This is a genomic window from Bacillus solitudinis, assembly GCF_002797395.1.
Lineage (GTDB): Bacteria > Bacillota > Bacilli > Bacillales > Bacillaceae_D > Halalkalibacter_A > Halalkalibacter_A solitudinis.
Window position 1 is genome coordinate 4,070,838 of the sequence record NZ_KZ454943.1, and the last position, 21,698, is coordinate 4,092,535.

Consider the following 21,698-nt stretch of genomic DNA (forward strand, 5'->3'; position numbering starts at 1 on the left):
GTGTATTTTAAATTTTATAGAAAAAGAATTATTTTTATATAGTCCAAAAAACTATGTAATTGGCTGACTAACTGACAGAACAAGAGTTAAACAAGAAGGTAGACATGAATATAAAGGAGGATATGTTTTGATCTCAGATTGTGAAGATATGTACTTAAACAAACGGTGCATTCCTTAAACAAGGGATGCTTTTTCCATGTCAATGAAAAGGAAATTAATGTTAAACTAAAGAGGCAGGATAGTTGAAGAATTGTAAAAATTTCTAAAACGATTTCAAGGAGCGATAACTTTTGGAAATTAAAAAGAAGGCAGATTTACTTCTGGAAAATTTTAAGGAATGGTCCGAGCAACAAACACATATAAAAGGTGTGGCAGTTGTGGGTTCATTTGCAAGAGGTGACTTTCACTCAAATTCAGATGTTGATTTAACTATTATTTCTTCAAATAAAGACCTTACTTTAGATATTATTAAAAACGAATTTAATTTCGATAATATTGAGAGTAGTACACTTGAAGAATGGGGGATTTTGACCTCTCTAAGAATCTTCTATGGTAATGGCTTAGAGGTAGAATACGGGGTTGTAACAGACCAGTGGGTTAAAGAGCCACTTGATGAAGGAACGAAGAATGTGGTTAAAAATGGCTTTAAGGTCGTAACTGAAAAAGAAGATATATTCTACAGTGTAAGAATGTTTCTAAATAAATTGTAGCCCAATTTTTCAACTATAGAGTGCTATGCTTCAAAATGAAGTTCACCTTTTTTCTTTTTCTACAAGAAAGATTGTGAAATATTGTACTTAAACTATCGGGAGCATTACTTGAACAACAGGAGCAGCCATATGTGATTGCTCCTGTTTCTGATATTCTTCAACTATTGACGCAGAATAGTACAAGAAAAGGTTATAGCTTTGCTTGTTGAAGTAAAAGCTGGTTAGTTAAACAAAGAATTTGAAACTTTATTTTAAAATGAATGTCTAATTAAAAAAGGGGGTATTTTGAAAAAGTTGGAATAATTTTGGTATCTTTATTGCTATTATTGGAAGGGCAGGAAACCTGTCCTTCTCTTCTATTATAATAAAAGGTAGGCAACAAGTGTTCCGACGATCCACAAGCCGATTGCGAAAGGCATATTTTGTATAGTAATACGGTATGGGCTTTGCTCCGTACCCATGGCTGTTAATGTGACGAGCAATCCGTACGTACCGACTGTGAATGTTGCTACAGAGCCAGTTATGAGAACAAGTGTGATACTCACAGGATTCATAACTTCCAACAAAGGTGTAATGATTCCTGTTAATATTCCTACTGTCGCAATTGGGTGAACTCCGAACATACTAAGTAAAACAAAGATAGCTTGAATCAAAAATAAGACGAGCATTGGATAATCCGATACAAAAGATAGTGGCTTTTGAATCACCGCTAAAAAGGATGTATCTCCTAAACTAGTAGAAAATAAGGAAAGCCCGATAAACAATACGATAAAATTCTGCATGGTATTTGTTTTTGTTTTCCAATTATTCCATCCAATTGTCCAAAAACTTCTCCGTCTTTTCATTAGTAACGACCAAATGAAAGCAAATGGGAAAATAATAATGGTAACGGTTAAAATAAAGTTTAAATGAATCAGATTTCCAATCAATACAACAAGTGTCAGGAATAAGATAAGTGCAAAGACGAACTGAATCATTTTTTTCGTTATTTCCTTTTTATTGATTTTTGGCTGTTGGTCAACTCCCACATCTTCGAATGTGTACTTTTTATAATACAAGCGTCCAAAAACGGAATCTAATAGATAGGCAACAACCGCGATAAAAACGAGCCATGGCAAGATGGTTACATAATCAACCCCTGTGGCAAATAGCGATACTGCGACCATAATCTCCAACGGACTCCACAGCAGGGCTAATGAGTAGCCTCTGAGGGATGCAGTTGTGATAAATGAATTTCGAATCTCTTTACTAAAAGAAGACAACGTGTTCTTCAGTACATCTTGTGAAATGGTGGCAGCGGATAAATTTAAAAAAGCTGCAAGTATATGTGTAGTTAGCGAACTACGCGGATACAGCTTACCGAGATCTGCGACATTCACTTTCATAAGTAGATTCAAATTCCGATCAAATCTTCCACTTCGCACAATACTGTTCATCCAAGGAAGCATGGCTAAAAGTGTTAATAATGATAAATTCGAGGTTAATATACTAGGAATAATGTGAAAAGACTGACCGGTTGTAAAGAATAAATATCCTCCTATGAATAAAAACGAACCTCCAAGAATCTTAAAAAGACGTGATGCCAATGGGAATGACACAAATAACATGAGAATAGCAAATATGCCCACTATGTAATTTATAATCTCGTTTTCCATAAAGACATTAATGGTATGGAGTAAGAATACGAACGAATAAAAAATATAAAGATAGCGGAATAATGAATGTTTCATTTTTGCCTCCTTCGCTGATGTAATAATTAAACATTCAAATTATAGCATAGGTGGAAAAAAACAGTGTAATGTTTTTAAACAAATTATATTACCCTTCTCTTCCGATAGATGGTATATCGGCAAAAGAAGCAATTGCTAAACTAAAAGAATCGGACAATAAAATAGCTGAAATTGCAGTAGAAGGCGATTCTATTTGGTACATCACAAGTAGTGAGAATAAAGGCATTTTGCTGCATTTTTATCAGGTTGAAGGAGAACACTGGAACAATCAAATTTTGTTCAGAAATTATTTAAGAAGTAATCCTGATGTTTCAAAAGAATATCATCAATGACTCAGTAAATGACTCTGATATAGTGTCTTTTGAAATGGATTTCGCGCAGCTGCTGCCTTTAGTTTTTGAGACTTTTCTTCTGCCCATCTTTTCGAACGACTTTTACATAATTCCTTTATTCTATTAGCCAACGTATCCTCACTATCTGCTAAAATATCTTCTGATGCTGGGTACTCTTGTAGAATACGTAAAGACACAAGAGAACATAAGTCACCAAAAACGCCTCTGTATTCAGGAAATATTTGTTCTAGCACTGCTTGAAATTGTAGTTTTGTTTGGACGTACATTCCTGTAATATTCTCAAGTTGTCTTGTAAGATTACGAAGGTTCAAGAGTTGAATCCCCCGTTTCTTGTATGGCTCTAAATCCTCTTTGTAGTAAAGCTCGCAAAGACGATAGGAATCAATGGCATCCGTTTTTACTTTTCGTAAACCTCCTAGTAGTATCATAGCTTCGCTTGTTATACGAGATCTTATGTCAGTCCCAACCAGCCTCAAACATGTTTCTACCAGTAGGGGGTGAACGGTTTACTTGACGGGATCTAAGTCCCACGGGTGCTTACGTTCTACCCTGGCTACTGCTATAATAAGACCATATAAAAAAAGGTCAACCAGAAATATTTAGCATTCTGGCTAACCTTATAATACGAAGGAATTTAAAGGTAAAGATAAGCCGAGCTATATTATAAATAAACTAGATGAATTGCTTAATTTTAAGGTGCTTTTTAAAGGTTAAATAAATCAACAAACTGTTGCACTTCTGCAATAAAGCGGGAATGCTTTTTCTTGAAAACAGCAAAAGGAAATTAATGTTAAAATGAATATGAAGTTGTTAAGCTAAACCAGCTAATAGTTTGTCAATATTTTTCAATAAAAAAGTTTAAATGCAAATGATATACTAAAAATGAGTACACTAAATAACCTACCATTTCTCAGCACTTGGAAGGTTTTGGACTATTTAGCTAGACGTAGTGATTATACTACATCTTGGAATAATGTGTTGCTTTTTAACAGGGCAAAAATCCAATGTAAGAGCTTATTTACACAAGCAATGACAGCCACTTTGAAAGGCTTTCCTTCATCACGTTTCTTGTCGTAGAACTCACGTAATTTCTTATTACGAGGGATAATTTCATCACTCGTTTTCTTCTTGCGACAGTCTCGAATTGCACACCTTACACCCATATATAATGCGTGCCGAAGCCTACTGGAACCACGTTTTGTAATCCGATTCTTAGTAGCTGTGAATTTACCAGATTCAAAAACGCTTGGATCTACTCCAGCGAATGCGACTAGCTTCTTAGGATGATCAAATCGATCGATTTCCCCAATCTCGGATATAATCGTTGCCGCGATCTTTTCTCCGATTCCAGGAATTGATTTGATAATGGTATATTCTTCAACTTCTTTCGCAAGGGCATCTATCTCTGACTCTAACGTTGATAGGTGCTCTTTGTATTGGAGAAGAATATTAATAAACATCCCCAGACTCAAAATATGACTCTGATAAACAGTTTTCTCAAATGGATTACGCATAGCTGCAGCTCTGAGCTGTTCTGTTTTCTCACTTGCCCAAACCCTTGAACGACTCTTACAGAACTCATGAATGGTGCTTGTTAGGGTTTCATCATCCGCATTTAATATATCCTCAGACGAAGGAAAGGTCCTTAGAGTTAATAGAGATACAATAGAGTATAAATCTCCAAACACACCTCTATACTCAGGGAAAACCTGATCGAGAATGGCTTGAAACTGTAACTTTGTTTGAATGACAGTACCAGTAATGTTCTCATGTTGTCTTGTAAGATTACGTAAGTTTAATAGTTGGACGCCTCGTTTTTTATAGGGTTCTAGTTCCTCTTTATAGAAAAGTTCGCACAATAGATAGGCATCAACTGCGTCAGTCTTTACCTTTCGTAAGCTAGAACTTTTGGCCTTATAAGAAATTAATGGATTAATAATAATTAATAGGTATCCACGCTCCTCAAGATAGTGAACGATAGGACTTTGATAATGTCCTGTTGCTTCTAGAATAACCGGAGGTTTCTTCCCAGTCTCAGCTTTCACTTCTTCAATAAATCGGACAAGATAATCTAGTCCTTCAAGAGTATGAGATACTTTAAAGCTCTTACGGTATGGTTTTCCCTTGTCTAAGAAAGCCTGAATCTGACTTTCTCCTTTTGATACATCCAGACCAATGACTGGATTCATTCGATATCCCCTCCAAAAGATATATTAACCGGTACCCCTAATCCTTCTTGCAGTATCACAGCTTCGCTTGTTATACGAGATCTACGTCCCAACCAGCCTCAATCATGTTTCTACAAGTAGGGGGCAAACTGTTTAGCTGACGGGATCAAGTCCCACGGGCAGTTACGTTTTACCCCGGCTACCGTTATAATAAGACCATATTAAAAAAGGTCAACCAGAAATATTTTCTTATCTGGCTGACCTTATAATACGAAGAGGCAGAAGAGTTGTAGATAAAAGTATTTTTGTAAAGGGGGGCAGAATGAAAAAAGTTTAAAAATAGTAATTTTTCCTTTAATTTGTACGATAGACTTATCCTTTGGATTTTCTCTATTAATTTCGATTTTAATAGGAGATGTAGTATTTGTTAGACCAAGAATTTATTCATAATTGGGCAACCGTTTTTCTTATTATTTATGTAATCTATGACCTTATTCGTAATAGAAAAATAGGGCGTACATTACTGGGGAAATTTGTTTTTTATAGCTTTCTGTATTACCTAATTAATGTAATAAAATTAACTCTCTTTCCAATTCCACTGGACTTTTTGAAGATACCAGTTTCAGTTCAGTTAATTCCGTTTTATTTTATAATTGACTGGGTTAATAGCGGGTATATCGGAAGGGCATATATAGAAAATTTCATATTATTATTGCCATTAGGTTTATACTTACCATTACTATTTGCACGTTATAAAAATATAAAATTAACAGTTCTTGTAGCCTTTTGGGTAACATTTTCAATTGAGTTTATGCAATTAATTCTGGGTTTCACAATTGGTTTACATAGAATGTTTAATATAGATGACATTATTTTAAACACAATGGGAGCAATAGTTGGTTATGCAATCTATAAACTAATATCTGTTTTTATTAAAATTAACAATAATATTAAATAAGTAATCGCATTAGAAAAATGCACTTAAAGTAGCGGGATCAATTTTTCTGATACTGTTCGCCTTTTTGACTTTTTAGATAAGATTGTGAAATGTTGTACTTCACTAACGGATAGCATTCCTTCAACAAGGGTTGCACCCGTTTGTTTATTGAAGTAAAGGAGCAGTTTAGTTAAAGTAGCAATGCTCAGAATTGTTTTATTTCTTGGTAGGAAGTAAGGCTCTTTTTGTTGAATAAATCACCTTAAAGAGATGAGTTGGAGGAGACAATAAAATGGATAAAAATTATGATGAGTATATTAACAATGCAATTGACTGGGCTAAAGGTCATCTGAATTCTAAAGAATATTGTTTTATTTGTTTGGCTTTTGTAGAGGATGCATTAGAAAGAAGTAATGACATTGAAATCTTTGGTGGAGATTTTGCAAAAGAATCCGCAGATTTATACGAGGCTAATAAGCAAACAGGTATACCTCCAAAAGGAACCTTTGTTTTTTATGATTGCATAGGAGTAATTAATGGTGAACGAAAAAATTGGGGGCATGTAGGCTTATCTATTGGTAATGGAGAGGTTATTCATGCTTGGGATAAAGTAAGGATTAATAATTACCTTGATGTAGAAAAGTTAACTGCTGCTCCAGGTTGGGAAAAACCAAATTTTATTGGATGGGTTCCACTTGAACGTATTATGGTTGGGTTTCAAAGGAAAATTTATTAATGTTATAAAAGAATGTGAAAAAATGTACTTAAACTAAAGCTTGAGTGGAATAACTGGAGTTGTCGTTGAGGCAGCGTCTTCTTGTAATGAACTAGATTATATTGTATACAGCATCATTGACGATGATTGGTCTAATGTTAAGAATCGTCTTGAAACGTTACTGACAAATTCCTATTAAGTTATTCTTTGAAAGTGATTAGACTACATCTTGGAAAGTTGTCTTACTTTTTAAAAGAGCGTAAATCCATGTAAGAGCTTATTCACACAGGCAATTACAGCTAAAAGGTTTTCCTTCCTCACACTTTTTATCATAAACAGCTTGCGCAAGGGCATCTATCTCTGACTCTAACTTTGATAGATGCTTTTTATATTGGAGAAAAATAGGAATAAACATCTCAAAATGTGGTTAGCTGCAGCTTTGAGCTGTGCTGCTTTTTCACTTGCCCAATTTTATGGGTGGGAATGTATTAGGTTTTTATTCAAAAATAATGTATAATTTTATTTATTATCTAGCTAGGAGAAAGGAATACAACATTGATACTGCATAGTGGTAGTTTTTTTAACGATTAAAAAAAGTAGGGGGAATTAAAAGTGGATATTTATTTCGAACCTTCATTTAAACTAAGAGAATTTTTCGAGACTAATAAGAGAAACTTTGAATCTACTTTGTTGGATGAAGCAGTAAACGTTAACCATAAGATCGATGAAATTCTAAAAATCGGTAATATAGATTTAGTTAATAATGCCCATAAGTTAATTGTTTATATCATTAATAATGAAGATAATGATCTACAACTATTTGCGAAAAAGGAAGGGATAGCCTGGGCATCACACGCTATAGAACTAACCTTTAAGCTGGAATGGATACAAGCTATTCGTAGAACTTTATGGGTTTTTATACATAAGTATTATGATCTGTCTAATCAATATAGAATTTGCGATTTTTTTCATCTAGAAGCAGAGATAAATACTAGAGTAGACATGTTTTTAAATACATTTTTTATTAATTACTCTACATACAAGGATTCTTTGATTGATGCACAAAAAAAATTAGTTGAAAATCTGTCAGTTCCAATTATCCCAATAAATAATACTATTAGTATATTGCCATTAATTGGATCGATTGATAGTAATCGTATTAGTATTCTAAAGGAAAAAGTATTAACAGAGGTATCAGAATTACGAATTCAAACGTTAATAATGGATCTTTCAGGAATTGCTAGCATGGAACAAGTTGTTACCTATGAACTTATAAAAATTATTAATGGTATCTCAATGATGGGATGCTCAACTGTAATAACAGGATTACGAATGGAAGTCGCAAGAGATATAACGGAATCGGGAATCAACTTCAGTCCAGAAACTAAGAAATTAGGAACTTTGCAACAGGCACTAGATGAACACCTATTACACCACTAAACAGCTGAACATTAAGTTTGGGGTATGTTTAAATCAAAAAAACTTAAAAGTTAAACAAACGGTCGCAATCATAAGGTAAAATGGTTGCGATTTTTTTTAGAAGTAATGTTAAACCGTAGCTGTATTGTGAAAGCTGTAAGTAAGCAAACGGGCAGGTTAATTCGGTATTTTAAATATGGATTGAGAGAGTTCAAATGCAATTTTATTAGCTGTTGAAGAATATAAGGATGAAACGATAGTATTTTCTGAATTGAATAAAGCGTTAGGTGTTGCAAGTATAACAAAACGTAAAAAGGGCTTTAGTTGGTATAGAGCTCAGCCATAAACAATAAGGGGGAACTAATATGACAAAGAGAAATAAGGAGTTGTCACTAGAACAACGTGAAGAATTACTTAAAGCATTGAAAGCCCGTTTTGAGATAAACATGAACCGCCATAAAGGTCTTGAATGGACTAAAGTCCAAGCAAAGCTGGAAGCTAATACTGAAAAACTGTGGTCGCTCAATGAAATGGAAAGAACTGGCGGTGAACCGGATGTTGTTGGTCATGATAAAAAGACGGATGAATACATTTTTTATGACTGTTCAGCGGAAAGTCCTAAAGGGCGCAGAAGTGTTTGTTACGACCTTGAAGCGCTGAAGTCAAGGAAGAAACATAAACCAGAAAATAACGTTATTGATATGGCTGCTGACATGGGCATTGAGCTTTTAACGGAAGAACAATACCGGGAATTGCAAAAACTTGGAAACTTCGATACGAAAACATCAAGCTGGGTGAAAACACCTGCTAATATTAGAAATCATGGGGGTGCTATCTTTTGTGATCGTCGTTACGACACTGTTTTTGTGTACCACAACGGAGCAGAATCCTATTATGCTGCCAGGGGTTTCCGTGGATCGCTAAGGGTCTAAATTTTGCACAGAAAGCTAAATTTGAATTGAGAACGGTCACCTGGGGAAAGGCTTTATTTTCATTCTTCAACTTCTATGGCAAGGGCATCTGTCTCTGACTCCAACTTTGATAGGTGCTCTTAGACACTCAAGTAACTACGAAATTTAAAATACTGAAGCCAACTAATGAGGTGTTTGAAGCCATAGTAGACCCTGTAAAAATCGGGAATTTTTGGTTTTCATCAAGTTCTGAAAGATGGGAACAAGGCAAGTCGGTTACATTGAGATATGATGAATACGAAGCAGAAGGGGTTATAAATGTATTAGAAGCTGAGGAAAGTAAGAAAATCGTGTTTTCATGGGGAGCGGAACATGGTGAAGAAACAGTTGTTACAATTACACTACAAGAGTTGGATAATATAAGGACAATTATTGAAGTAACAGAATCAGGTTTGAGAGAAGATGACCCTGAAATAGTAAACAAAATGATGGGTCAAAAAGAAGGTTGTGTGTATATGTTATCTTCTTTAAAGGGTTATTTGGAATATGCCGTTAAAAATTTGAGTGCTCCATTAATACATTAGTTAAAATACTTCATTTTGAAAACAAGAACCTTTTTTATTTGTTTTAGATAAAAAATTGTGATTATTTTGTGCATTTCTTCTTCAACGAAAGGGTGCTTGAATGGAATAGGGAGTTATCGTTACAGTAGATCCTTCTTGTGCTAACGAGGCAGAATTGTGAAAGACAGAGCGATTTTTTTAATTGCTGTTTATGAGCAAAATATCAACAGAACCAAAAATTGAGATTACATATTGTTTTAATTGAAATTAGATGTAATAATAAGGTAAATAAGTAAAGAACTAAAGGTGATGAGGAGAAGAGTAAATCAATTTTATTTTTTCACAGAGAGCTTCCGGTAGCTGAAAAGAAGCATTGAATATTTGATTGAACATGGTCTCTGAGCAGCATAACTTTACTCTATATTTAGAGTAAGGTTGTGACGAGAGTTGGCACTCGTTATAAATGTCAGGGTATAAGAACTTAATTGTTTCGTACTTATTGAGGCTAATCATGTGAGTGATTAGTAAATTAAGGTGGTAACACGGGTATAACCTCGTCCTTAGACAATAATTTTGTCTTGGGCCGAGGTTTTTTGCTTTGTTCCGGTTATCTAAAGGGCATTTACGATGAAATGGTGAAACTAAGCAAAAGGAGGATTTAAAATGTTTACAGATGATATCGTACTTGATGGGAAAAAGGTAAGGCTAGTACCAATGACATATGAACATTCGGAGGAACTATTTAAGGCTTCCAATCACAGTGAAATTTGGAGGTACAGTCAGGGGAACATAAATAAACCTGAGGATATGCTTAACACGATTCATGATCTGTTGGAATTAAAAAAGCAGGGACTATGGTATCCATTCGTCATCCTTGATAAGAACACGAATAAGATTGTTGGAAGTACCAGTTACTTAGAGATCTCTCCGCAACACAGAAAACTAGAAATAGGTGGCACGTGGTTGGATCCCAAGGTTTGGAGAACTAGGGTCAACACAGAGTGTAAATATCTATTATTGAGGTATGGTTTTGAAAGATTGGAACTGGTTCGAATCCAGCTCCGTACTGATTCAAGAAATGAAAGATCCAATCAAGCCATTCAAAGAATTGGAGCGAAGTTTGAAGGAACCTTACGACAAGAATTGATTAATCATGATGGGTATATTCGAGATTCTAATCTATATAGTATTTTGGACAGGGATTGGGAGGCTGTAAAGAGGAACTTCTTGAGTTTTTTAAGTCGATGATATCCAATACAACCATTAATACTAAGAGTACATTGTGAGCGTAACTTCAGATCCTTATAAAAAAGGTTGGGATCACCGAAGCAATCATTCAATTGATAAGGGGGTTCCGGAAACGGATGATATTGTTAAAGTTAAAGGAGAACTTGAGGTTACACCAGGTTTTTTGAAAACTCGTCAGAATGAAGAGGAAATTGAACTAATCAAGGGAGTAAGCGTTATCTCAAAGGAAAGCAATGAAATAATTATAAAAACAGTATGGGATTCTTCATTATGCAAATAGTGATCATATTGTCGTTTACTATATTAATATTAGGTAGTATTTACCGAAGTAAGATTGTACTTAAAGTAACGGGGCAGTTTTCTTCAAGAAGAAGTAATTAGTGATGATTGCAATATGTGAGGAGATTTATTATGTTTTTACTGTTATATGTAATCGCAGTTCCTGCTTTTGTTGAAGTAACGAAAGCAGGAAACGAAGAATTTATATGAAGCTTTTCATTTTAAGAGTTGTAGTAAAGGAGTGAATAGTGATGTCGTCATACTTTGGACGTGCTTTTCAAGATATGTTTCAGTTTACCCCCCCTTTTGTATTACCTATTTTTGGACCAATTTTTCTGATAATAGCAATAATACTTATATTAAAATATATAAAAAAAGAATTCTCACTAATGTTTTTAAGCTGGTACTTATTTCTATTAATGGTTACATGTGTTTATGCAATGGGAGTGTTACTAGTAACAAGAGTTGCAGATATACCATTGTCTGTTTACCAAAACTTATTAGAAAGTAGAGATATATTCTATTTTTCTACACCTCAACTGATACCATTTAATTCGTTAACACATATTCTAAACATATATGGTGTAGGAACAATTATTCTTGGTAACTTATTGCTCTTATTACCATTAGGCTTCCTTCTTCCATTATGGCTTAGAAAGCTTAGAAATGTTTATCAAGTTGGATTAATAGTAATGCTAACTTCAATAGTTATTGAATTGTTACAGTTCCTTTTTGGGGTTGGAATACCCAATATAGACGATATATTGTTGAATACAATAGGTGGATTAGTGGGTTATGGTAGTTGTAGGATATTAAAAAATTTTATCGGAAAGTCATAGTAAAAAATTAATAATCTCTGGCGAAAAGTTTAAACTTGTGAAGTTATACACTTAAAGTAACGGAGCAGAATAGTGGAATAAGAAAAATCATTTTTTAGCAATGTAAAGATTTGGTAGTGTTAAGATGCATAAAATAAAGTAATGGGGTAATCCAAGCATAATGTAAAAATAAATTTAGAATAATATAAAACCGTCACTGATAATAATGACGGCATTAATTATTTTATATTTTTAATGTTACTGTTAGCTAAACTGGTATGGAGGAGATAATGTTGAAAGTAACTAAATTTTTATTATACGTTTTTGTATTAATTAATATTTTAGGGTTAATCTATTGGATTGGTTCAATGATTTATTAAATTGAGTTTATGAGTTAATAGATATTTTTTCTTTTTTATAAGACATAAAGACGTTTTTTTCTTTGTTGTTTCGTTGAGGTTTTAATAAAGTAGGTAAATTAAAATAATTATCGAGACTTAACTGATATATCTCTGACCTGAAAATAATTAGTGAAAATGCACTTGTATAAAGTATAAGACTCATAAGGTTCATATTTCCAGAAAGGACAAAGTTAATGTGCATAATAATACAAGCAAGGATAGAAGGTATAGTCAATAAACCTGCTATGAGGAATATACCTAGTAAAATCTGGACTATGGGGATAAAATAGTTCAAAACCATCAAATGTTCTAAAGCTATATTTTCTATGAAAATTTTATAAAAGGTTGGGACATTTGAGGCTTGTAATGAATTTATTAGATAATCATTTAAATATAAACCTGGTTCTTTAAACCATAACTTATCGGTTATTTTGGTCACTCCTGCTAACAGCCAACCTAGCCCGAAAAGAACACGCATTAAAACTACAAGATATGGAAACAATCTTAAATTTTTTAATACTTTCATTTTAATGTTCCTCCTTGTTTTCCTTAAGTGAATATTATTTCCTTAAGGAAATATTTTTGTGGAAATTTACTGAAGTTATTTAGTTATTCTACCTAATAAACCATATGCATGAACGGTCGAAATGTTTACCCATTACATAAAAGTTTACCATGGTAAACTTTTGTTGTAAATAGTTATTTATATATGGAACTATTGACAAAGAGGGTTTTCAATTAAATTCTGCAATTGGAAGTTTGAACAGAGCTAGTCCATGAGGTGGATGACAGATTAAAACAATAATGGATAGGTTCTTATTTTCACTCTTCATGTAAAGGGTGGCTTTAATAAACACGTAAGTCGGTTATAGACCGACTTATTTTTTACCTCGACGGTATCGCAACTCAAAAGTTACGCTACTGATTATGAGATATACAATCTGAATTTATTGTAATAGATTTGTAATAAAATGGTATTAAACTAACGAAGCAGGATTGCTCAATAAAAGCAGTCACTATTTGTGCTAACAAGTCAGGTTAAATCAATAAGTATATTTTTATTATCATAATTCCCCTTTGTTGGACATCCCTTATATAGAAGGGGGAATTCTTATGTACAAAATATTTATGGCTTTGTTACTTAGTTTATCAATTATAACTGCCTGTAACTCAGAGCCTCAGAGCTTCTTTGGAGAGAGTAACAATTGGAAAGCCGAACTCAATACAGCATCAGATGGTAAAGTTGAAGGTTTCGTATTGAGCTATATAGGGTCTGATATGCAATCAGTTGGATTATTTGATGCAGGTGTACATGCTGGTAATTTTGGTTTTAACTCAAATGGTGCAGAGTTAAATTCGGATGGAAATTTTGTATTTGATTTAGATGGTAATCCCAATGATATGATTGTTAAAAAGAACAGTGAAATTATCACGACTATTGAATGGGATGGACATACTGAAGAAATAACATTAAATAACTGATATTTGATTATAAGGGCGATACTTTACAAAAGAGTATCACCTTTTTCTAATTAAAGTAACGGGGGCAAGAGTTTAACAAAGGAGTTGTGGCAGCTCCTATCGTGTTAAAGAGCAGATTAGTTAAACCTAAAAATGGTTGTATAGGAAGTGAAACTATGTCAATTATTCATGATAATGAAATTATCTCATATGAAGTTAACCTCAAAAATGAAGTAATCAACATTCACACACTGTCGGAGTCAGGTCAGAAAATAACACTGTTTTTTTCTGGGGTACTCGCACATATGTTTGAAACTCATTTAAGTGGTAGCATTATTTTTGATATAGAAAAAACAGAGCTTCGCCATTTTTTTGTTGAGAATAGAGATTTAATAGAAAAACAAAAAGACTACTGTTGGCCAATTGATTACACAGATATCCAAGAATTAGAGGACAAGCTGGTAAAGCATCAGTATTCCTATTATGTAATTTCAGCTTCGTTTGGCTTAAATGGTTGGATATTAGCAAAGAAGTATGAGATTTCAAGTCCTTATTAAGCTAAAGGGTGCTTTACTCTAACAAGGAGGGGATTAAATGAGAATATTTAATTTGTTGAAAACTAATCTCCAATCACTTTTTTTTCATTTCATTGTGATAGGCATTGCTGGGATTTTAAACTTGGCGGTCTGGAGCAGAGTTGAGAATGAAAATTTATCGCTAGCTGTTTTTATATTATCGATTGTTCTTTATTTCATTTTAGGTTTATTTTTGGGAAATAAAGGTTCAATTAGGTATAACACCCAAACTGTTGTTTTAATCCCAGTATTTAGTTTGCTACTATATTTAGGTACTTTACTACCTGCCTCTGGTTTTGAAGGTTCAATGCTAAATTCTATTAACTTCTTATATTTTGTAACTATTCAACCATTCTTAAATATAACAGGTATTCCTGCTAATTTTGATTATCCATTTATTTTCGCAATTGTTCCTGCTTTGATGTTATGGCTTGGTTTGCAAGTAAAAACTATCTTTAAGGAAAGGGGAAACTCTTCTCGTAGATTGTTCAACTAAAGGGTGCGATTGCGGAAAAAGAGCAATCGCTCTTTTGCTAAAGAAGCGAATTGTTGAAGAAGAACTTATTTAAAATGAAGTCTAAAAGATGAAAAAAGTAAAGGGAGGATAGTTCTTATGAGAAAAACCAAAATACTTCCTTGGAATGAAGAGTGGATAAAGTTATATAGCCACGAAGAGGAATTATTAAAAGAAATATTGAAAGATGAAATAGTCAATATTTTCCATATTGGAAGTACCTCTGTATCAGCAATAGGCTATGCAAAACCAATAATTGATATTTTAGTTGTTGTTAAGAATATTAGAAAAGTTGATTTATACAATGAGGAATTACGAAAATTAGGGTATGAACCTAAAGGTGAGAATGGGATTTCAGGAAGAAGGTACTTTCCGAAGGGAAAAGAAAATAGAACCCATCACTTACATATATTTCAGAGTGGTAATGAAAATATAAAAACACATTTGAATTTTAAAGAATATTTAATTAAGCACCCAGAAGAAGCTAAAAGTTATGGAGATATAAAAATTGAATTGGCAAAAAAGTTCCCTGAAAATCATTATAAGTATCAAGCTGAAAAACAAAAATTCGTTAATGAATTGGTCAAAAGGGCAAAAAAATGGGCTGTAAAAAGAAATTTTTATTAAAGTGACGGGAGCGATTGTTCAATAAGAGCAGTCGCTTTTGTGTTAAAGAGGGAGTTTAATATTGAAGTTATAGTATTCTTTTTAAGATTACATCATTGTTGGCGCTACTTCAGTTTAAAAGGCAGCATTTATGCTGCCTTAAATCACTATTTAAAGGGGCTATAACTAGTATCCACCACCGTATCCATACCAGGGATAATAAGGGTAAGGAGGGTAGTAATATGGGTAACGGAATATTCTTCTAAAAAAACGAAATGGGAAACGACGTCGGCGGAATCGACGAAATCTTCTCCTGCGAGGTCGTCCGTAATCATCGTAATCGTAATCATTATCGTAGTAATCATCATCTCCATAGCCAAATTGCCTATTCATTTGTCCTGCATCAACATCTTCGGGAACTAACATAGTAACACCTTCTTCATCCATGCTATCGATAATACCATCAAACTGTGATCCATCACTCAGTTGTCCTATAACATGGTAGTTCATATACTTTTTACATAGACCTTTAATTTGGTCAGGATGGTAATCACCCTGAAATTGATGAGGATTCATTTGGATGTTGTTGTTCACTTAACAGCTCTCCTTTCTTTACACCAGTATGATATTCTCCCAGCTTGGGTTATGTTACCGTATATGTAAGGCAAATTTAGATTTCTCCTGTCGGCTTCATAACATTCCCACGCTTTTGACAGAATCAAAATCAATCCCTCCAATAGGAAAATTTAATTTATTCTGTTAGTAAAAGAGCGATTGTATGTGTGTATAGGACGGTCATGATTAAAGGTGTGGCATTGTTTCGGTCCTATATTTTTTGTACTCTTTGACTTATTTCTATTTTTTGAAGCAAAAGTATTTACAAAAGAATATCATCAAGAACAGGATTGGAAAAATATAGTTTGGAAAGGAATATTCACCCGTAATATATACTGTAAAGAAGAGTATATAAATTATAGGTTTCCGTTAGAAATGGAGAAATTGCAATTTTGGGCATTTTTAAGATGGGAAGAAAGCTAATCTTTATTAAGCTAAAGGGTGCTTGAATGGAATAAGGGAGTTATCGTCACGGCAGATCCTTTGGCTTATTTCGCTAACGGGGGCAGGATAGCGCAATATTTTGCTTGCAGTTATAATGTTCAAAAACGGATATTTAATGGCTCCAATTCATATGATGTTTACCAGTGACCGGTGTCGAAATATTCGGAAAAGGGAGGCGAGTTGTGTAATGAAGGATCCTAATAAGATTTACAACACTGCGGTAGAGGCAACTTTGGAGGTAATTGGAGGAAAGTGGAAACCTGTAATTCTCTTTCATCTAACATTTGGAAAGAAACGTAACAATGAATTGAAAAGCTTGATACCCGCAATTACTCAAAAAATGTTAACGCAGCAACTTCGGGAGCTTGAAGAGGAAGGCGTCATCTTGCGCATTTCTTACAATCAGGTTCCACCAAAAGTCGAATATGAGTTAACAGATTACGGCTGGAGTCTAAAGGAGATCCTGCATCTGATGTGTAGGTGGGGGGATTCGCATATAGAGAGAAAGTACGGGGGAAGGGCTACCGTTCTTGCCAATCCACAGCTTGAAGACGTACATAACATATAAGAAGCCGACCTAATAGACAAGGCCGGCTTTTCGTTTATGGGATTACTTTACGTTTGCGGAAGTCGTCGAAGATGTTCATAAACATCGCTTCGGTATCGACGTATTCGTGAAAACCTAAGCGACGGGCCTTAGTTCCGTCGGCGAAGAAATCGTAATCCCACGAGAACACGAAATCACCGAATCGCCAGGAGGATACATCTTTATAGGAGTGCCGAGCAAGCCCATGATTCTCGACCATTTTGTTCCAAAGCTGCTCCTTGTCAACCATGACAACGTCCAGTGACATCTGCAGCGGAGGCGCTGTCTCCAAGCCGAAGTAGTGAGCGATTTTCGGCCATAATTCATTCCAGCGGAACAGATCGCCGTTCGTGATGTTAAATGCCTGATTAGCACAACGCTCTTCAGTCGCCGCCCATACTGTTGCCTTCGCGAGAAGCCCCGCATCTGTCAACTCCAACAGGCTGTCATAAGCACCCGGTTTGCCCGGAAACCGCAGCGGAAGGCCAAGCTCCTTCGAAATTGAGGCGTAAATCGCAATAACCATGGCGAGGTTCATCGGATTTCCAAGCGAGAAACCGCAGACTACAGAAGGGCGGAGCGCCGACCAAGTCCATGCCTTACCTTTTTGCCTTTGTTCTAAGAAACCTTGCTGATCAATATTGAACTCGGGTGGCATATGGTTAGCGTCTGTCTCACGAGCAGGGGTCTTGAACGGTCCGAGATGTGCGCCGTATACCTTGTATCCCTGCATCAAACTGACATGTTTTAAGCCCAACGCGATTGGTTCTATCGCCTCTACGGTATTCACTAGCATGGCGAGGTTGGGCGGAACAAGTTCGGCCCAAGTTGGACGGTCCTGATAGGCGGCATAGAAGATGTGTGTTACCTCAGTTAAACTGTTTAGCTTCTCGCGGGTGTCGTCTTTATTGAGTAGATCCGCAGTCACATACCGGACACGGCCGACAGACTCTCCGCCTCGACGCGATACGCCGATCACGTCCCAATCAGGGAGAGTAATGAGGTGATCAATAAGGTTGCGTCCGATTACACCATTTGCGCCTACGACCAAGGCGACTTTGCGTGTTGTTTGAGATTCATTATTCATAGTGTTTCAGCTCCTTCTGTTCTGTGGTTTGTTCACTGTTATTTTGCATCAAGGAACCACACTTGAGAAGTACGCACTTTGAAGTACCATAAGCACTTTTTTGTAATCCAGCAGTGCTCTTAAGACAAGTATTTGGTATTAATAACATCAAAAAAGCCATCATTTAGAAATAATGCTAGTTTACTAAATTGTTATATAATCCTATCTCTTCTCTTATTCGTTCTTGTGCTAACGGGGGAGATTGTTCAATAAAGGGTAATCGCTTTCTTCTTGAAGTAACGAGCAGGTTAGTGGAAGAAGTTAATGTTAGATAATCAAGCTGGAGATATAATATATCCCGCTTTTTTTTATTTTTTTAGTAATTACTGTAACTTTTTGTGTTACTTATACGATTATTATATGAGTCAACAAGATAAGGAGGGGATTACTTGATAGATGCGGATAGTATCAATGAAAGGATTGAACAAGTATATGATAAACATTACAAAGATGTTTACCATTTTTTGATTTGTTTTACGGGAAGTCGTAATGATGCAGAAGATTTAACTCAGGAGGTTTTTATTAGAGTGCTAAAGTCCCTGTCAAACTTTAATAATCAAGACCGTCTTAAATCATGGATATTGTCTATTTCAAGGAATGTTGCTGTTGACTATTATCGTAGAAACAAGTTTTATTCTTTGTTTAAAGATAGCTTCTTTAATAGTCTAATTTCAACTGAGATAAAACCTGCTGAAGCATTAGAAATCGAAGAAGAAAGAGAAATTGTTAAAAGAGCTATCTTAACACTAAAGCCAAGTTATAGAGAGGTTATTATCCTTAGAGGCATTAATGAAATGTCTATCAAAGAAACTGCAAAAATATTAAATTGTAGCGAGTCTAAAGTTAAGGTGAATTACCACCGTGCGTTAAAAAAACTTCACACTAAACTAGAGTTTAATATGGAGGAGGTATTTGAAAATGCAAAGTGAAAAGGATTTATTTAAAAAGATAAAAAATTCACCCGATATAAACCCACGAGAAGAGTTTGTTATTGAAACTAAACGTAATTTATTACAAAAAGCTCATAGATTACATTATAAGAAAAAAATTAAAGGTTTTTCTTTGTATTTTGCTAGTATAGCTAGTTTCATTGTATTTATTATTATTGGATTTAACGTTTTTAGTAATGATATTAGTCAAATCTTAAGCGGAACAAATAATGTACCAGAAGAAGTTTTTAATGTTGGAGATGAAACTGAAGAAACATTGAAGGAGAAAGACATTAATATTTCAATTTTCCGTGAAGAATCTGAGCAAGTAGAAGAAGTACCATTAGAGAAATATGTCATGGGTGTAGTTGCAGCGGGAATGGATCCAACCTTTGAGATGGAAGCCTTAAAATCTCAAGCGTTGTTAGCACGAACCTATATAATAAGACACATCTTGCATTCAGGAGATATCTCACTACCAGAAGGTGCAATGGTTACTGATACAACTATTCACCAAACTTATCGAAATCAAGAAGAACTAAAAACAGTTTGGGGTACAGATTATGAAATGTATTTGGAAAAAGTAGAAGAAGCAGTTCTATCAACACAAGGTCAAATTTTGACGTTTAATAATGAACCAATTCAAGCTGCTTTTTTCTCAACTAGCAACGGTTATACAGAGAATGCAGAGGACTATTGGGGAAATGAAGTTCCTTATTTGAAAAGTGTTGACAGCCCTTGGGACCAAACATCGCCGCGGTTTAGTTCAAGTAAAGTTATCAGTATAAATGAATTTGAAAAAGCTCTAGGCATTGTTTTACCAGATGATAGTTCAATCGGTGAAATTAGTGAGCGAACAGAAGGTGGACGTGTAGCTATAGTTGTTATTGACGGAAAAGAGTTTAGTGGTAGAGAAATTAGAGGAAAATTAGATTTAGAGTCTACTGATTTTAAGTGGCAACGACAAGGCGAACAAATAACGATTGAAACTAAAGGTTTTGGGCATGGAGTTGGAATGAGTCAGGACGGTGCTAACGGTATGGCACTTGAAGGCAAAGATTATAAGGAAATCGTGAATCATTTTTATAATGGGATTGAAATAGAAAAGCTTAACACGTTTTTACCGCAGATATTATCTTTAATTGAATAATAAATAACAAAAAATCATTTTTCTTATTTGACTAAAGGATGCATTCCTTCAACAAGGGATGCTTTTTCTATTTTAATAAAAAGGAAATTAATGTTAAACTAAAGAAGCAGTAATGTTTAAGAAAAGATAAGTGGGGGAGAGAAGTGAAAAAGATAATAAAGGCAGTTTTCAGTATTAGTTTTATATTTTATATTTTTGCTTTAGTAGTTCTTATGTTTTTGGGACATAGAGGTGGAATATATACAGACCTTTCGTTGTTAGAATATATAAAATCTTTTTCAAATTTTGTTCCTTTTAAAACTATTGGTACATATGTTCAGGCAATGTTTGATGGTAGCATGAATGCGGATATACCTATAAAAAACCTTTGTGGTAATTTATTTATGTTTTTACCAATGGGTATTTATCTACCATTTTTCATTAAAAAAATTAGTAAAGTAGGCATATTTATCATTTCAATGATTGCAGTATTATTCTTATTCGAAATCGTACAAATTGTTTCAAGAAGAGGAAGTTTTGACATTGATGATTTTATCCTTAATATGATTGGTGCTTTAATAGGTTATGGAATTTGGAAAATGAAATTTGTTCAGAACTTACTTAAATAATATATATTCTTGTTCAACAAACGGGTGCGATTGTCCAATAAGATCAGTCGTTTTTTCACTATCGAGCAGGATAGCGAAAGAAGACATTTTATAAATTGGAGGAGTTTATGAAAAGAAAGTTTCCGATTGTAATTGCAATTGCTGCGGTTTCGGGTGGGGGAAAAACAACAATAACGACAGACCTAAGAGGAAAGTTGCAAAACAGTAAAACACTATTTTTTGACGACTATGATTTTAACGGTCCAGATGACATTATTGAATGGATTGATAATGGTGGTAATCCCGATGAATGGGACTTATCACCACTTATTAAAGATATAAAAAAGTTACTTAATGAACCTCTAGATTACATAATTTTAGATTTTCCATTTGCCTATTTACATAGTAAGACAAGCGAATTTATTAATTTTGCCGTGTTCGTTGATACTCCATTGGATGTTGCAATGGCACGCAGGATAATTAGAGATTTCACAAACCGTCCTGCCGAGGTATTACAGGATTTAGATAATTACATTGTTAGAGGAAGAAGGGGTTATCTTGGTATGTTAAACACGATAAAACCTAATTCTGACCTCATTGTAGATGGGATGTTACCTATATCTGAAATTGTAAGTATTATCATTAGGAATTTAGTAAACAATGAATAACTTTTAGGAAAAAACAAAAATAGTAAATGGGTTTGTTATTAAGATAAAGGGAGCGTTCCTTAAATAAGGGACGTTTCTATGTCAATAAAAAGGGAATTAATGTTAGACTAAAGGAGCAAGATTGTTTAAGAAATTTTACTTCTTCTGTTTTGTATAAAAATAAGTTAAAATGTATAATTATTTAC

The 21,698-nt window shown here is 34.3% G+C and carries 24 protein-coding genes, 1 pseudogene and 1 other annotated feature; of the genes and pseudogenes, 19 read left to right on the forward strand and 6 right to left on the reverse strand.

The genetic code is table 11. The features are described from left to right. Positions 1 to 290: 290 nt before the first annotated feature. Positions 291 to 710 carry a nucleotidyltransferase domain-containing protein gene (locus tag CEF19_RS19870; RefSeq protein ID WP_100407669.1) on the forward strand — a complete coding sequence of 140 codons (420 nt, stop codon included), beginning with the start codon at positions 291 to 293 and terminating at the stop codon, positions 708 to 710. Between the two features lie 359 nt (positions 711 to 1,069). Here CEF19_RS19870 and CEF19_RS19875 read toward each other — a convergent pair whose 3' ends face one another. Then, positions 1,070 to 2,440 (reverse strand): hypothetical protein, encoded by a 1,371-nt coding sequence (locus CEF19_RS19875; protein WP_100407671.1) that lies wholly within the window; start codon positions 2,438 to 2,440, stop codon positions 1,070 to 1,072. 68 nt (positions 2,441 to 2,508) lie between these two features. Here CEF19_RS19875 and CEF19_RS23885 point away from each other — a divergent pair, with 68 nt between their 5' ends. After that, positions 2,509 to 2,772, forward strand: a complete 264-nt coding sequence (locus CEF19_RS23885; RefSeq protein ID WP_100407672.1) for a GrpB family protein — start codon at positions 2,509 to 2,511, stop codon at positions 2,770 to 2,772. On the opposite strand, the pseudogene CEF19_RS19885 reads toward CEF19_RS23885, so the two are convergent. Continuing rightward, positions 2,772 to 3,203 (reverse strand): annotated as a pseudogene (locus CEF19_RS19885) (IS110 family transposase); the annotation flags it as partial. The gene CEF19_RS23885 and the pseudogene CEF19_RS19885 sit on opposite strands and share 1 nt — an antisense overlap. 543 nt (positions 3,204 to 3,746) lie before the next feature. After that, the gene (locus CEF19_RS19890) at positions 3,747 to 4,982 is read right to left on the reverse strand and encodes an IS110 family RNA-guided transposase (RefSeq protein WP_100404291.1); all 1,236 of its coding nucleotides are present in this window, start codon (positions 4,980 to 4,982) and stop codon (positions 3,747 to 3,749) included. A 403-nt stretch (positions 4,983 to 5,385) separates the two neighbouring features. Between CEF19_RS19890 and CEF19_RS19895 the strand changes: the two genes are divergently transcribed. The 8 genes from CEF19_RS19895 (at position 5,386) to CEF19_RS19935 (ending at position 11,872) form a co-directional block, all read left to right on the forward strand. Continuing rightward, complete coding sequence (locus tag CEF19_RS19895) at positions 5,386 to 5,919, forward strand: VanZ family protein (RefSeq protein WP_100407673.1); 534 nt, start codon at positions 5,386 to 5,388, stop codon at positions 5,917 to 5,919. 271 nt (positions 5,920 to 6,190) lie between these two features. Next, positions 6,191 to 6,634 (forward strand): NlpC/P60 family protein, encoded by a 444-nt coding sequence (locus CEF19_RS19900; RefSeq protein ID WP_100407674.1) that lies wholly within the window; start codon positions 6,191 to 6,193, stop codon positions 6,632 to 6,634. 591 nt (positions 6,635 to 7,225) lie between these two features. Beyond that, positions 7,226 to 8,053 carry an STAS domain-containing protein gene (locus CEF19_RS19910; protein WP_100407675.1) on the forward strand — a complete coding sequence of 276 codons (828 nt, stop codon included), beginning with the start codon at positions 7,226 to 7,228 and terminating at the stop codon, positions 8,051 to 8,053. 344 nt (positions 8,054 to 8,397) lie between these two features. Further along, the gene (locus CEF19_RS19915; protein ID WP_100407676.1) at positions 8,398 to 8,964 is read left to right on the forward strand and encodes a DUF4256 domain-containing protein; all 567 of its coding nucleotides are present in this window, start codon (positions 8,398 to 8,400) and stop codon (positions 8,962 to 8,964) included. A 170-nt stretch (positions 8,965 to 9,134) separates the two neighbouring features. Next, positions 9,135 to 9,527, forward strand: a complete 393-nt coding sequence (locus CEF19_RS19920; protein WP_264755139.1) for an SRPBCC domain-containing protein — start codon at positions 9,135 to 9,137, stop codon at positions 9,525 to 9,527. Positions 9,528 to 9,806: 279 nt separating this feature from the next. Beyond that, positions 9,807 to 10,071 (forward strand) — a binding site (T-box leader). Between the two features lie 98 nt (positions 10,072 to 10,169). Beyond that, entirely contained in the window at positions 10,170 to 10,754 is a 585-nt protein-coding gene (locus tag CEF19_RS19925; RefSeq protein ID WP_100407678.1) for a GNAT family N-acetyltransferase, read from the forward strand. 34 nt (positions 10,755 to 10,788) lie between these two features. After that, positions 10,789 to 11,034 carry a hypothetical protein gene (locus CEF19_RS19930; protein WP_100407679.1) on the forward strand — a complete coding sequence of 82 codons (246 nt, stop codon included), beginning with the start codon at positions 10,789 to 10,791 and terminating at the stop codon, positions 11,032 to 11,034. A 250-nt stretch (positions 11,035 to 11,284) separates the two neighbouring features. Continuing rightward, on the forward strand, positions 11,285 to 11,872 hold the full coding sequence (locus tag CEF19_RS19935; RefSeq protein WP_100407680.1) for a VanZ family protein: 588 nt from the start codon (positions 11,285 to 11,287) through the stop codon (positions 11,870 to 11,872). Positions 11,873 to 12,238: 366 nt separating this feature from the next. Here the strand turns inward: CEF19_RS19935 and CEF19_RS19940 are convergent, their stop codons facing one another. Continuing rightward, on the reverse strand, positions 12,239 to 12,778 hold the full coding sequence (locus tag CEF19_RS19940) for a DoxX family membrane protein (protein ID WP_157801024.1): 540 nt from the start codon (positions 12,776 to 12,778) through the stop codon (positions 12,239 to 12,241). 587 nt (positions 12,779 to 13,365) lie between these two features. Between CEF19_RS19940 and CEF19_RS19945 the strand changes: the two genes are divergently transcribed. The 4 genes from CEF19_RS19945 (at position 13,366) to CEF19_RS19960 (ending at position 15,429) form a co-directional block, all read left to right on the forward strand. Then, positions 13,366 to 13,734: a hypothetical protein gene (locus tag CEF19_RS19945; RefSeq protein WP_100407681.1), complete on the forward strand. Its 369-nt coding sequence runs from the start codon at positions 13,366 to 13,368 to the stop codon at positions 13,732 to 13,734. Between the two features lie 155 nt (positions 13,735 to 13,889). Further along, positions 13,890 to 14,270, forward strand: coding sequence for a hypothetical protein (locus CEF19_RS19950; RefSeq protein WP_100407682.1), 381 nt, complete (start codon positions 13,890 to 13,892; stop codon positions 14,268 to 14,270). A 37-nt stretch (positions 14,271 to 14,307) separates the two neighbouring features. Beyond that, a complete protein-coding gene (locus CEF19_RS19955; RefSeq protein ID WP_100407683.1) occupies positions 14,308 to 14,784 on the forward strand; it encodes a hypothetical protein in 477 nt (158 codons plus the stop codon). Positions 14,785 to 14,901: 117 nt separating this feature from the next. Then, the gene (locus CEF19_RS19960) at positions 14,902 to 15,429 is read left to right on the forward strand and encodes a GrpB family protein (RefSeq protein WP_100407684.1); all 528 of its coding nucleotides are present in this window, start codon (positions 14,902 to 14,904) and stop codon (positions 15,427 to 15,429) included. Positions 15,430 to 15,594: 165 nt separating this feature from the next. Here CEF19_RS19960 and CEF19_RS19965 read toward each other — a convergent pair whose 3' ends face one another. Continuing rightward, the gene (locus tag CEF19_RS19965) at positions 15,595 to 16,002 is read right to left on the reverse strand and encodes a hypothetical protein (RefSeq protein ID WP_227521887.1); all 408 of its coding nucleotides are present in this window, start codon (positions 16,000 to 16,002) and stop codon (positions 15,595 to 15,597) included. Positions 16,003 to 16,654: 652 nt separating this feature from the next. On the opposite strand from CEF19_RS19965, the gene CEF19_RS19975 reads away from it, so the two are divergent. After that, positions 16,655 to 17,035, forward strand: coding sequence for a winged helix-turn-helix transcriptional regulator (locus tag CEF19_RS19975; RefSeq protein ID WP_053537382.1), 381 nt, complete (start codon positions 16,655 to 16,657; stop codon positions 17,033 to 17,035). A 34-nt stretch (positions 17,036 to 17,069) separates the two neighbouring features. On the opposite strand, the gene CEF19_RS19980 is transcribed toward CEF19_RS19975, so the two are convergent. Beyond that, positions 17,070 to 18,140, reverse strand: coding sequence for an SDR family oxidoreductase (locus CEF19_RS19980; protein ID WP_100407686.1), 1,071 nt, complete (start codon positions 18,138 to 18,140; stop codon positions 17,070 to 17,072). 428 nt (positions 18,141 to 18,568) lie between these two features. Between CEF19_RS19980 and CEF19_RS19985 the strand changes: the two genes are divergently transcribed. From CEF19_RS19985 to CEF19_RS20000, 4 genes are all read left to right on the forward strand, one after another. After that, positions 18,569 to 19,108, forward strand: coding sequence for an RNA polymerase sigma factor (locus CEF19_RS19985; RefSeq protein WP_100404280.1), 540 nt, complete (start codon positions 18,569 to 18,571; stop codon positions 19,106 to 19,108). Next, on the forward strand, positions 19,098 to 20,258 hold the full coding sequence (gene spoIID / locus CEF19_RS19990) for a stage II sporulation protein D (protein ID WP_100404279.1): 1,161 nt from the start codon (positions 19,098 to 19,100) through the stop codon (positions 20,256 to 20,258). Before CEF19_RS19985 ends, spoIID begins: the two co-directional genes overlap by 11 nt. Before the next feature lie 143 nt (positions 20,259 to 20,401). Continuing rightward, the gene (locus CEF19_RS19995) at positions 20,402 to 20,866 is read left to right on the forward strand and encodes a VanZ family protein (RefSeq protein ID WP_100407687.1); all 465 of its coding nucleotides are present in this window, start codon (positions 20,402 to 20,404) and stop codon (positions 20,864 to 20,866) included. 107 nt (positions 20,867 to 20,973) lie between these two features. Then, on the forward strand, positions 20,974 to 21,513 hold the full coding sequence (locus CEF19_RS20000) for a nucleoside/nucleotide kinase family protein (protein ID WP_100407688.1): 540 nt from the start codon (positions 20,974 to 20,976) through the stop codon (positions 21,511 to 21,513). Positions 21,514 to 21,698: the final 185 nt, after the last annotated feature.